At 50.0% G+C, this 12,393-nt stretch carries 10 protein-coding genes; 6 read left to right on the top strand and 4 right to left on the bottom strand.

The window, feature by feature from the left end; translation table 11 throughout:
- Positions 1 to 59 precede the first annotated feature (59 nt).
- Positions 60 to 419, bottom strand: a complete 360-nt coding sequence (locus FJM74_RS20265) for an HU family DNA-binding protein (RefSeq protein WP_187264487.1) — start codon at positions 417 to 419, stop codon at positions 60 to 62.
- A 458-nt stretch (positions 420 to 877) separates the two neighbouring features.
- On the opposite strand from FJM74_RS20265, the gene mutY reads away from it, so the two are divergent.
- The 5 genes from mutY to recG all read left to right on the top strand — a co-directional run bounded on the left by mutY (position 878) and on the right by recG (position 7,255).
- Entirely contained in the window at positions 878 to 1,975 is a 1,098-nt protein-coding gene (gene mutY, locus FJM74_RS20260; protein ID WP_187264464.1) for an A/G-specific adenine glycosylase, read from the top strand.
- Positions 1,976 to 2,096: 121 nt separating this feature from the next.
- On the top strand, positions 2,097 to 2,567 hold the full coding sequence (locus FJM74_RS20255; RefSeq protein ID WP_187264463.1) for a single-stranded DNA-binding protein: 471 nt from the start codon (positions 2,097 to 2,099) through the stop codon (positions 2,565 to 2,567).
- Positions 2,568 to 2,593: 26 nt separating this feature from the next.
- Positions 2,594 to 3,964, top strand: coding sequence for a gliding motility-associated protein GldE (gene gldE / locus FJM74_RS20250; protein ID WP_241739271.1), 1,371 nt, complete (start codon positions 2,594 to 2,596; stop codon positions 3,962 to 3,964).
- A gap of 25 nt (positions 3,965 to 3,989) precedes the next feature.
- Positions 3,990 to 4,535: a gliding motility lipoprotein GldD gene (gldD, locus tag FJM74_RS20245; RefSeq protein ID WP_187264485.1), complete on the top strand. Its 546-nt coding sequence runs from the start codon at positions 3,990 to 3,992 to the stop codon at positions 4,533 to 4,535.
- Between the two features lie 626 nt (positions 4,536 to 5,161).
- Complete coding sequence (recG, locus tag FJM74_RS20240) at positions 5,162 to 7,255, top strand: ATP-dependent DNA helicase RecG (RefSeq protein WP_187264462.1); 2,094 nt, start codon at positions 5,162 to 5,164, stop codon at positions 7,253 to 7,255.
- 5 nt (positions 7,256 to 7,260) lie between these two features.
- On the opposite strand, the gene FJM74_RS20235 is transcribed toward recG, so the two are convergent.
- Complete coding sequence (locus FJM74_RS20235; protein WP_187264461.1) at positions 7,261 to 7,524, bottom strand: hypothetical protein; 264 nt, start codon at positions 7,522 to 7,524, stop codon at positions 7,261 to 7,263.
- 440 nt (positions 7,525 to 7,964) lie between these two features.
- Between FJM74_RS20235 and FJM74_RS20230 the strand changes: the two genes are divergently transcribed.
- Positions 7,965 to 9,428: a hypothetical protein gene (locus FJM74_RS20230; protein ID WP_187264460.1), complete on the top strand. Its 1,464-nt coding sequence runs from the start codon at positions 7,965 to 7,967 to the stop codon at positions 9,426 to 9,428.
- Here FJM74_RS20230 and FJM74_RS20225 read toward each other — a convergent pair.
- Positions 9,415 to 10,143 (bottom strand): glycosyltransferase family 2 protein, encoded by a 729-nt coding sequence (locus tag FJM74_RS20225; RefSeq protein ID WP_187264459.1) that lies wholly within the window; start codon positions 10,141 to 10,143, stop codon positions 9,415 to 9,417. The genes FJM74_RS20230 and FJM74_RS20225 overlap by 14 nt on opposite strands.
- A gap of 451 nt (positions 10,144 to 10,594) precedes the next feature.
- Positions 10,595 to 12,382: an acyl-CoA dehydrogenase family protein gene (locus FJM74_RS20220; protein WP_187264458.1), complete on the bottom strand. Its 1,788-nt coding sequence runs from the start codon at positions 12,380 to 12,382 to the stop codon at positions 10,595 to 10,597.
- Positions 12,383 to 12,393: the final 11 nt, after the last annotated feature.

Here is a 12,393-nt window from a genome sequence, read left to right as displayed (position 1 = left end):
TTCACCTAAGCTAATTGATTACAAATGAACTATTTCAGAACCGCAAAGATACAAAAGAATTAAGAATGCGCTAATTCTTTGATTTTTTTACTGTTCTTAATCTTCTGAATAAATGTTTTCGACGGCTTAAAGCTGGGAATAAAATGCTCGTCGATGATGATGGATGTGTTCTTCGAAATATTACGAGCCACTTTTTTAGCTCGCTTCTTATTTACAAAGCTACCAAAACCTCTCACATAGATGTTGTTACCATTCGCCATTGAGTCTTTCACAACCTTGAAAAAAGCCTCAATCGTGGATTGCACATCAGTTTTATCAATCCCTGTTTTATCAGCAATCTCTGATATTACTTCTGCTTTAGTCACTTTCTTATAATTTATAAATTGACAATAATATGATTTTCTTGATACAACTGGCAAGAATTCCTGGCTTTTCAGGGATTTTCGGGGCACAAAGGTAGCCCTTCTTTTTGACAAGTAAAAGCTTTAGTGTTAAATTCTTAGAGCTGCGATATCTCCCTGGCTTCCTGCTTAATGTTACAACACAATTCCTGTGCCACGAAAGGTATTCCCCCTTCCCTAACGTTCTGCTTCTTACAATATTTTGTTATGCAATGTCTGTTATCGTAGCTACCATGCGCACTGTGCCCACCAGAACTTCAGGGCAAACCTACTCCGTTTCAGGTACCCTTTCAGGGTGTTACTCCATATCTTTGGTGCAAGGCTGCAAAACGCTAGCAAGGCTAAAATTACTGAAAACATTTTCTAATCAATGCTCTTTTTACTCCATTCCAGCATTTTCTGGAGAATAAAAACAGGTTATCAGCTTCTTAATTAGCAATTTGCAGGCTGAAAGGCAAAAACACCACAGGCTCTACATGGCAAGTATCGATCCAAACTTTATTTCTTTTGCCCTGATCCGCTGGTACGGGCAGCATAAGCGGGCGCTCCCCTGGCGCGACACCCGGGACCCGTACCGCATCTGGCTTTCTGAAATAATTCTGCAGCAGACCCGTGTGGCCCAGGGGCTGCCCTATTACCTCCGGTTTGCAGAAGCCTACCCCACGGTGCAGGACCTGGCAGCGGCCTCCGAAGACGAAGTGCTGCGGCTGTGGCAGGGCCTCGGGTACTACTCCAGAGCCCGCAACATGCACTACACCGCGCGGCAGGTGGTGCAGGATTACAATGGTATTTTCCCGCACAACTATGCCGGGTTGCTCCGCCTGCGTGGTGTGGGCAGCTACACGGCGGCGGCCATTGCATCTTTTGCTTTTGGGGAGCAGGTGGCGGTGCTCGACGGCAATGTGTTCAGGGTATTGGCCCGCCTTTTTGGCATAACCGATGATATTGCAGTGCCTGCTTCCCGCAAAACATTTCAGGCGCTGGCCGACTCCCTTGTGCCTGCCGATGCACCGGATACTTTTAACCAGGCCATTATGGAGTTCGGGGCGATTCAATGCACCCCTCTCATGCCCGATTGCATGTTTTGCCCGTTGCAGCAGGTTTGTTTCGCCTTTAACCACGGCATGGTGCAGGAACTGCCCGTAAAATCGAAGGCCAAGGCAGCACAACCCCGTTTTTTTCACTACTTCGTGTTCAGGCACCAGCACCAGTATTACCTGCGCAAGCGCCTGGCAGGCGACATCTGGCAGGGCCTCTACGATTTTTACCTGTTCGAAAGTCCTGAAAAACACATGCCTGTGGGCGAACTGGTAAAAGAACTGCAGCAAAGCGGCCTCCAGGTAGAGGAGCAGCAGGTGCAACTCCCCCGAAAGGACTACAAACATGTGCTTAGCCATCAAAAAATAACGGCCAGATTCTATCTAATAGAAACAAAATCCCGTTTAAGGGAAGAAGTATTGAAGGAAACAAGATTAGCCGCTTTCAGCGCCGCTGAAATTGAAGCATTGCCAAAGCCGGTACTTATCAGCAGTTATTTGATAGATGCCGGAATTTTAGTAAATTTAGAATCTTGAACCTTTGCCCAGGCAAAAACATTATATAATTCCTGCAGAGCAGCATCTGCCAGAACCAGAGCTGTTTAGCACTAATTAGATATTCAAAAACAGGTTTTAATAAATAAAAAAATCACACCACATGGCAAGTGTTAATAAAGTAATCCTGATTGGAAATTTAGGTAAAGACCCTGAAGTTAGGCACCTGGAAGGAGGGGTAGCTGTAGCCCGTTTTCCGATTGCTACTTCCGAGACATTTAAAGACAAAACCGGCGCCAAGCAGGAAAGAACAGAGTGGCACAACATTGTGCTCTGGCGCGGCCTGGCTGAGGTGGCAGAAAAGTACCTCCGCAAAGGGCAGTCTGTGTTTATTGAAGGCCGTATCCGATCAAACAATTATCAGGACAAAGAGGGCATTCAGCGGTACAGCACCGAAATTGTTGCCGATAACATGACCATGCTGGGTGGCAGAAGCGACGGCGGCAGCAATGGCGGCTACCAGGAGTCGTCTGCCTCCTCGTCGGCAGGCAGCTACAGCAATGCCTCTCCTCAGAGCGGCAGCGGCGGAGCACCTGCCGGCTCGAACGATGAGCCAGACGACTTGCCGTTTTAAACGATGTTTAACTTAACGATTGAACTTTGGACAGTATAGACCCCGGAGACCCCCTGAGTTATAGCTCACCTTATTTTACACAAATAATTACGGCCGTACTCAGTTTTGAATATGTGGCAGCCACCATGGCCTGCTTCTTCTTACTGCTGCTCTCCGCACTCGCCTCGGGTGCAGAGGCAGCATTTTTTGCTCTCTCAGACAAGGAGCTGGAGAATTACAGAAACAGCGGCATTAAGGCCGAACAGAAAATCTACAGGCTCCTGCAGACGCCCCGTAAGCTGCTCACCACGCTCCTGATCATCAACAACGGCATCAATGTCAGCATCATTACCTTGTTTGCTTACATCTCGTGGCAGTTGTCTGGCACCCGGTCGTTGTCTGCGGCGGCCATTATAGGCTGCATGCTGGTGGCAACTTTTTCGATCGTGTTTTTTGGAGAGGTACTGCCTAAGATCTATGCCAACAAGCGGGGCGCTGCTATTGCCCGTAAAACGGCTCCCGCCATCAGCCTGCTGCAGGAGTTGTTGGAGCCGCTCTCCGGCGCGCTTATGGGGATCAGCGCCTATATAGAGAAACATTACCTGTCTAAATCTTACCACTATTCTATCCAAGAGCTGCACCATAGCCTCGACATGGCCCTGGTTAATGAAGAAACGTCGCCGGAAGAGCGCAAGCTTCTGCGGGGTATCGTAAACTTCGGCAGCATTACGGTGGGGCAAATTATGCGTCAGCGCAAAGATATTGTGGCTTTTGACAAAAATGCCACCATACCCGAACTGCTCCCTCAGATCCTGAAGTGGGGCTACTCCAGAGTGCCTGTGTATGCGCACAGCAAAGATAATATAGAAGGCATCCTGTACATCAAAGATCTGCTGCCACACATAAACGAAGGACCCGACTTTAAGTGGCAGCACCTCATCCGTACCCCCCTGCGGGTAACAGCGGAAAAACATATTTCCGAGCTTCTGGACGATTTTAAGGACAAGCACGTGCACATGGCCATTGTAGTAGATGAGGCAGGCGCTACCACCGGCCTGCTGACCCTCGAAGACGTGGTAGAAGAAATAGTAGGAGAAATAAACGATGAGTTTGACGACGATGAGGAGATAATCTATTCGCAGCTCGATGAAAATACGTTTATATTTGATGGTAAAACATCTTTGCACGACTTTTGCAAAATAGCAGAGATCCCTTTCGATGCCTTTAACGAAGCAAAATCAGATGCTCTGACCATAGCCGGACTCATGGTTTCGTTTTTTGGCCGGGTGCCGCGCGTAGGCGAAACAGTATCGCAGGGGCGTTTTCATTTCACCATAGAGTCGGCGGACATTAAACGTGTAAAGCGAATTAAGATTAATGTCACAAGCAAAAAAGAAGTTTACCAGCGAGCCAGTTAGTCTTAAAGCCTTTTTATGGTGCCTGATGGCCGCTGCCATGGTGGCCTGCGGAGCAGAATACACACCCAAACCCAAAGGATACAACCGCATAGACCTGCCGGAGCCCGCCTACCAGCAGCTGCAGGAGGAGCACCCTTACACGTTTGAGTACTCGAAATACGCCAAAATAAGGCCCGACTCCTCCTCTATTGCGCAACCGCACTGGATCACCATCATCTACCCTAAGTTTGGCGCCAATGTGCAGCTAACCTACAAAGCGCTCCACAACAACCCCAAAGTGCTCGACAACCTGGTAGAAGATGCCCGGAAGCTTACTTCCAAGCACCAGGTAAAGGCTTACTCTATAGAAGAGACAGAGATGAAAACGCCTCAGGGTGACCATGCCTATGTGTTTGAGCTGGCAGGCGAGGTGCCCAGCCAGTTCCAGTTTTACGTAACCGATACCACCACTCACTTTCTGCGTGGCGCCCTCTACTTCCGGACAGCCACCCAAAACGACTCCCTGGCCCCCGTTATCGAGTTCATGAAAAAGGACATCGTGCACCTGCTCAACACACTGGAATTTAAGTAAGGGCAGCAGCAAAGGCTCAGGAGGCCTGTTTTCATTCGAATAATTGCTGATGGTTGGTTTTTGATTGTTGATTTGTTAGTTGTTGATAGTTAAATGGTTTAATTGTTAAATTGTTAATTTGAAGATGAATGGCTAGTGAAGGCTAAAACCAGGCGCTGGGCGTAGTTTCCGACTACGCCCTTTTTATGTCAGGTAGTCTCCGACTACCTTTGCTTCACAGAAGCAACCTACACGCATTGCCAATTTTAGATTTTGCGTCTGCTACTGCAGTTTTTCGCTGCTCAGGCAGCGAGGTTAGTCACAGACTAACCAATATAAAAAGGCGTAGTCGGAAACTAAGCCTAGTGAGGGAAGCACATAAAAAACGGACAAACTTCCTGTCTATCCTTAAATCCTGATTCAGATAATAAGTCTAGAATCTGGCTTCTACAATTTTAAGCAGGAGCAGCAGCAGCAAAAGCTCCGGAGGGGCAATTCCATTAGAATAATTTCAGAAACATAGATTACAGCAGCTGTTGCTCCACCGGCTGGCACAAAAGCCTGACCGGATAAGGTCTTTTGCCCTTCCTCTTTTATCTTTGTTATCGTACAAGAGTCAAACCCTCACCAAAACTGCCTGAACTGCCTTGAGCAACTTTTTCCATACCAAGATCGAATTTCTGAAAGGCGTGGGGCCACAGCGGGCAGAACTGCTGCAAAAGGAGCTGGGCATTTTTACCTACGGCGACCTAATTCAGCACTACCCCTTCCGCTACCTCGACCGCACACAGTTTTACAAAATTGCCGAGCTCGACGACTCGCTGCCGTATGTGCAGGTAAAGGGCCGGCTGCGGGGTAAGGAAATTTTAGGCGAAGGGCGCAAGCAACGCCTCTCAGCAAGGCTGGCAGACGAAACCGGCGAACTGGAACTGGTCTGGTTCAAGGGTGTGAAATGGGTGGAGAAGGCAATCAAGAACCACACCGACTACATCGTGTTCGGAAAGCCGACAGAGTTCAACGGCCGCTACAACATAGCCCACCCCGAGCTGGAGGAGGTAACTGAGCAGAAGCCAACTAACGCTTTTCTGCAGCCGGTTTACAATACCACTGAAAAGCTTAAAAGCTTCCGGGTAGAAAGCAAAACCATTGCCAAACTGATGGAGGTGCTGCTCAATATGGCGGCTCCGCATATTCAGGAAACGCTGTCTCCTGACCTTGTGGACCACTACCGCCTGATAGGAAAGCGCGAGGCGCTGCTCAACATCCATTTCCCCGAGTCGGCAGAGAAATACAAATCGGCTAAGTTCCGGCTTACCTTTGAAGAGTTATTTTATATTCAGCTGCGGCTGCTGCGCCAGCGCGTGGTGCGCCGCGTGGAACTTAAAGGACAGGTTTTCAACAACATCCCCACGCTCAACGAGTTTTATAAAAACCACATGACCTTCGACCTCACCAATGCGCAGAAGCGGGTAGTGAAGGAGATTTATAAGGATTTAACAGCCGGCAAGCAGATGAACCGCCTGCTGCAGGGCGATGTGGGCAGCGGCAAAACCATTGTGGCCTTTATTACCATGCTCATCGCCGCCGACAACGGCGCACAGTCGGTACTGATGGCCCCTACCGAGATCCTGGCCGACCAGCACTACCAGGGTCTGAAAAAATTTGCCGATAGCCTGGGCATCCTGCTGGGCAAGCTAACCGGCTCCACCAAAGCAAAGGAGCGCAAGGTGCTACACGAGCAGCTGCGCTCCGGCGAGATGAAAATGATTGTGGGCACACACGCGCTGCTGGAAGATGTGGTGCAGTTCCAAAACCTGGGCCTCTGCATTGTAGATGAGCAGCACCGCTTCGGCGTGGAGCAGCGCTCCAAGCTGTGGCGCAAAAACCCGCAGATTATTCCGCACGTGCTCGTGATGACGGCCACGCCCATCCCCCGCACCCTGGCCATGACCCTGTACGGCGACCTCGATGTGTCGGTGATAGACGAGCTGCCGGCCGGCCGGAAAGAGATCGTGACCGTGCACCGCTTCGATAGCCACCGGCTGCGCGTGTTCCAGTTTATTCGCGACCAGATAAAGCTGGGGCGGCAGGCCTACATTGTGTACCCGCTCATAGAAGAATCGGAGGGCATGGACTACAAAGACCTGATGGATGGTTATGAAAGCGTGCAGCGGGCCTTTCCGGAGTTTCGGATCAGCATGGTGCATGGCAAAATGAAGGCACAGGACAAGGATTACGAGATGCAGCGCTTCGTGAAAAACGAAACTCACATCATGGTGGCGACAACTGTGATAGAAGTAGGCGTGAACGTGCCCAATGCTTCTGTGATGGTGATAGAGAGTGCCGAACGGTTTGGGCTATCGCAGCTGCACCAGTTGCGGGGGCGCGTGGGGCGTGGGGCCGAACAGAGCTACTGTATACTCATGACCGGCTACAAGCTGAGCAAAGACAGCAAAACACGCCTCGAAACGATGGTGCGTACCAACAACGGGTTTGAGATTGCAGATATTGACTTGAAGCTGCGTGGCCCCGGAGACCTGATGGGAACGCAGCAAAGCGGGGTATTGGACTTGCTTATTTCTGATCTGGCAAAAGATGCCCCCATCTTACAGGAAGCACGTGCAGCAGCACAACAGATTTTGGAGGAGGACCCACAACTGGAGCAGGATAAGCATCAGAACATCCGGAAACACATTCAGTCGTTGAGTGCGAATACGGTAAACTGGAGCCGGATCAGTTAAAGACCTTAGTTAAGCACCGTTTGTGCCCGCTCCTTTTTAATGTCATCTGCCATGGCAGTTTGCTTCTGATAATCCACTACAGCTTGGGTTTGTCTGGCAGGAGCTTTTATTTCAATAACATCTGCCTCTCGGGTAATTTTACTAATAACGATCAAAGCCACAAAAACAAAAACTTTCAGTAAAGACTTCATATCATGGATTAAGGTAAAGGTAAAGTTGTAGAGCCAGCACAAAAGTACAGATAAAGATTCGAAAATATCAACTAACAAATGTTATACTTTGTTAATATGATTAGCCAAATTAGGATATCTGCCTCAGAAATTTGCTGTTATAAAACAGTCAACACCTCAGCAACACACTCACTAGCAATAAGTTACCGCAGCAACCTCCACATGAAATAAAACCGGAAGCACTGTGCCATTTTGAACAAATATTTTTAAACCTGCGGGATAACGGCCTGCCTGGAAACCGGGCTCTAATCCTACAGTTTTGCGAAAGTATTTTCTTCTGCTCTTTCTCAGCTTTAGAGGCAGCCACATCTTCCAGGTTTTCCTTATTCAAATAATCTGTATCGCCTGCACGTTGGTATGATTGGCACCAGCCTAAATGGCAGTTTTGATTGTCTGCTGGCTGCCTTGTTAAATTTATGTTGATAATATAAGGCTAACAGCTTAATTTCCCCATCGTTTTAAACCCAAGCCCCTGAACTGTGAAAACACTTTTTGCTTTAATGTTCCCGCTACTTTATGTGCTCCAACCAGCCTCCCCTGCCATGGCGCAGGCCAGAATAAAAGCTTCGGCACCATTTGCCTATACCCTCGACCCTACAGAAGATGTTTATAACGAACAGATAACGCACAAGACCCTGGCCTTAAATGCCTCCGAGTTTGTGGTGCTGCATAGGCAGGAATCGGACGGATATAGAGTGGAGAAGTATACGGCAAACCATAAAAAAGCCTGGAGCGCCCCTGTGCCGGTGGCAGGCTTCGAAACTGTTATCGCTTTTATAAAAACTGCTGAGGCAGCCCTGGTGATAACGCACCGCGACAACGGGCAGGGCTCTCAGCAGCTGCACGGGCACCTGGTGAACCTGGCCACCGGAACCACCGAAAAAAGCCTGATGCTGCTCGAAGCGCCCATGTCGTTCAGAAAAGCCAATGTGGCAGCCTCCGAAGATGGGGCACGACTGCTGGCCTACCACTACCAGACAGACCAGAACCAGCATATCACCAGCATAAAAGGGCACCTCTACGACAACCGGTTAACCAAAATAAAAGACACCAGCTATGCCCTCGGCGACTTAACCACCATTCTCTCTGCCGACATCCAGCTCAGCAGCAACGGCGACCAGTACGTGAGCCTGATCTCGGACAACATGCAGCGCCTGACGGTACGAAGATATACCCTGGCCGGCTCAGCCCCGAAAAGCTTATCGGTGCTGGCTGGAGGAGCGGCAGGCGGCAACAAGCTTTATATTCTGGATGGCAAGTATAAACTAATGCCTGATGGAAAATTGTTCGGGACCGTAATCACAGCCGATGAGAAAACAGCGATCTACCACAGCCTCAGAACAATTAAGTTCGACTTTGAAGCAGAGGAAATGATTTTTGCGGAAGAATTTAAGTTTACGCCGCCCTACTTGGAGAGCGTAAACAACATGGGCAGAGCGAAAGGAGTAGTGGCAAAACGGCTGGAAGACATCTACCTGTCGGAACTGTTGCTTACTCCCGACAACCGATTGATCGTAATAGCGGAGAAAAAATTTGCGGCAGGCGGCGAGAACGCACCCTACTTTGGGCTGGAGCTGCACCTGTTCGGGTACAACGATGTGCTGAACCTCGCCTGGAACTCTGTGGTGATGAAGCAGCAGGAGGCACCGGCCACGCAGGGCTTTTCGGGTATTTCGTACAAAGCCAACCTGAGCGGCAATACGCTGCAGCTCCTCACGCTGGAACAGCTAAATGGTAAACATGACCTGTACCTCCGCTCTATTAATGCTACAAACGGCTCTGCCAAAGCACCTGTTGTGCTAGGCTTGCAAATAGCCAAAGGCAAAGAGATACCTTACATCAAGGCCTTTACCGCCTGGCTCACTGAAAAAGAGCTGGCAGTTGTGGCCAGAACAAGCAAGGCGCCTGGCAGCCTACAGCTGCTTCGGCTTACCCTAAGATAGCACGATAGGTTTTTGATGCAGCACCTGTATTTCCTCCTGTGTCGAGGCGCTTAGTGGCGAAAGATGTAAGTTGCAGCACCATGTTCAGCAGCCCTACATAGGCCACAATATCGGCATACATCTTCAGTTCTTTGTAGGAGCCATCGAGCCTGCCCCATTTTTTCACTTTGTAGGTGTTAAGGGCTGAGCATGGCAACCAGCGCACCTGCTTGTGGTGGCGCAGCATGTAGTTGTTGATGGCCACCTCCAGCTGGTAGCGCTGCACCTGGCCCGACAGTACCTGCTCCAGGTCTTTTTTCCTCACAAGTCTTTCGCCGGAAAGCAGGATATCGCTCCGGTAAAATTTCACGAACCAGGGGGAGTTCATGCGTCGCAGGATCAGCATATCTACTGTTCTAAAATCTAAGAATGCTGCAACGGCCTTCTCCAGTTCTGTTGCGTTTAGTCCCCGCAGGTCGGCATCCATCAGCAAAACAGCCTCATTTTTCACCCAGCGCAGCCCATGATCTATGGCAGCCGCCTTTCCCTGGTTATAAGGGAGCACCACCACCTGCACCGCAGGCCAGTATTGCCTGATAAAGTCGCCAGTTCCGTCTGTGGATCCATCGTCCACACACATCACCTGGTCAATATTCTTTACCTTTGTCACCACCTCCAGAACCTGTGCAATCCGGTCCCTTTCATTATACACTGGTATCAGACACGTTGCTCCCATATGTTTTTGCTACTGTTTCTGCTGGGTTATACATACGGCAACTGTATTTTTGTTATCGTGAGCCTCAGGAAAATGGGGGTTTTGCATACGCAGAAATGCGTATAAAACCGGAGGATGTGTTTTCTTACAATAAGCGCTTTTGGTCAGATTATTCCAATAAAATTGCCCCTCCAGAGCGCTTTGCTGCTTTCTAAAAAGTACACAAGACACAAGTCTTCTCTGGGCGTAGTCGGAAACTATGCCCAGCAATTTTTTCTAATGCCTGCACTGGCCATTCATCTTCAACTTTCCAGATCAACCATTTAACAAGTAGCAATTAGCAACCAGCAATCAAATTATTCCAATGAAAATGCCCCTCCGGAGCTATAGCTGCTGCTGCCGAAAATGCCTGAAAGCAGAAAAGGCCGGCTCAAACGGGCCAGCCTTTCCTGCTATTGAATCAAGTAACGGCTTAGTAGATGTACTCGTTTGCCTCGATCAAAGCTGCTGCTATACGGCGACGGGCTTCTTTGGTATTGTAGAGGTCTTTTTTGGTGAAGCGCTTGAGGCCCATGAACAGCAGGCGCTGCTCATCGCCTTCGGCCATGGCGGCAATACCTTCCTTGCCTGCCTTAAAAGCAGTATCAACGGCATCGTTTACTACTACCCGCACCATGTCGATCTGGTTGGCTACTGCCTCTTCGCCTTTCTGGCTTACCAGTTTCTCCACGCGCAACAGCGCAGATTCTGCCACATAGGTTTTAATGGCCATATCAGAGATGTTCATGAGCACCTCCTGCTCTTTGGCAAGCGAGTTCATATACTTCTGCACGGCTGTTCCGGCCACCAGCAAAACAGCTTTTTTCAGGTTGCGGATGGCTTTGTGCTCCGCTGCGAACAAGCCTTCTTCCTCCGCACCGAAATCCGGAATGGCCATCAGTTCCTGCTGCACCGACTGGGCCGGGCCCATCAGGTCTAGTTCGCCTTTCATGGCTTTTTTCAGGATCATATCTACGGTGAGCATGCGGTTGATCTCGTTGGTGCCCTCAAAAATGCGGTTGATGCGGGAGTCGCGGTAGGCGCGGTCCATGGGGTAGTCGGCAGAGTAGCCGTAGCCGCCGTAGATCTGCACGCCTTCGTCCACTACATAATCCAGCACTTCAGAGCCTTCCACCTTCAATATAGCGCATTCCACGGCAAACTCCTGAGCGGCTCCGAGCATGGCCTCGTTCTCGGCTTTACCTGCTGCCAGCAATTCCTGCTCTGTTCTGAAGATGTCCATGCCGACCCGGTAAAGGGCCGATTCCATGGCGAAGATCCGGATGGCCTGTTCCGCCAGCTTGTGCCGGATGGCGCCGAACTTAGCGATAGGCAGCTTGAACTGGTGCCGCTCATTGGCATACTTCACCGACAGGTCAGCCACTCTTTTAGCGGCTCCCAGGGTAGCGGCACCCAATTTTACACGCCCGATGTTCAGAATGTTGAAGGCGATCAGGTGACCTTTCCCGATTTCTCCGAGCACGTTCTCTACCGGCACCTGGCAATCGGTAAAAAACACCTGCCGCGTAGAGGAGCCTTTGATACCCATTTTGTGCTCTTCGTTGCCGAGGCTCAGGCCCGGAAAATCTTTTTCCACGATAAAGCCCGTAAACTTATCGCCATCTATCTGCGCAAACACGATAAACACATCGGCAAAACCGGCGTTGGTGATCCACATTTTCTGCCCGTTCAGGATATAGTGCGTGCCTGCTGCATTCAGCACCGCTTTCGATTTAGCAGCAAGGGCATCAGAACCGGAGCCCGGCTCCGTCAGGCAGTAGGCCGACATCCATTCACCGGTTACCAGTTTGGGTACATACTTTTCCTTCTGCGCCTCCGTTCCGAAATACAGGATAGGCAGCATGCCAATGCCGGTATGGGCCGCAAAGGCCACCGGAAAAGAATGCCCGCCACCTACTGCCTCGGTTACATACAGGGCAGTGTTAAAATCCATGTTCAGGCCGCCATAGGCTTCCGGAATAGAGACAGCGAAAAGCCCAAGTTCCCCTGCTTTCTTCATCAGGTTCTCCATCAGGCCCTCCTCGTGGTTGTCGAGGCGGTCGAGCAGCGGCAGCACCTCTTCGCGCACAAAGTCGCGGCAGGTCTGCGCCATCATCTGCTGCTCCTCGTTAAACTCTTCGGGTATAAACACATCCTGCGGACTGGTTTCCTTTATCAGGAACTCCCCGCCTTTGATGCTAGTTGCTTTGTTTTCTGCCATATTACTTAAGA

The organism is Pontibacter beigongshangensis, assembly GCF_014332515.1.
In the GTDB taxonomy this organism is placed as follows: domain Bacteria; phylum Bacteroidota; class Bacteroidia; order Cytophagales; family Hymenobacteraceae; genus Pontibacter; species Pontibacter beigongshangensis.
Note: the sequence above shows the minus strand (reverse complement) of the source record. Positions and strands in the feature narration are given on the sequence as shown.

Excerpts from the sequence above, each read along its gene's own strand:
- gldD (WP_187264485.1), top strand. The coding sequence starts at position 3,990 with ATGGCCGCTGCCATGGTGGCCTGCGGAGCAGAATACACACCCAAACCC.
- FJM74_RS20220 (WP_187264458.1), bottom strand. The coding sequence starts at position 12,382 with ATGGCAGAAAACAAAGCAACTAGCATCAAAGGCGGGGAGTTCCTGATA.
- FJM74_RS20255 (WP_187264463.1), top strand. The coding sequence starts at position 2,097 with ATGGCAAGTGTTAATAAAGTAATCCTGATTGGAAATTTAGGTAAAGAC.
- FJM74_RS20225 (WP_187264459.1), bottom strand. The coding sequence starts at position 10,143 with ATGGGAGCAACGTGTCTGATACCAGTGTATAATGAAAGGGACCGGATT.
- mutY (WP_187264464.1), top strand. The coding sequence starts at position 878 with ATGGCAAGTATCGATCCAAACTTTATTTCTTTTGCCCTGATCCGCTGG.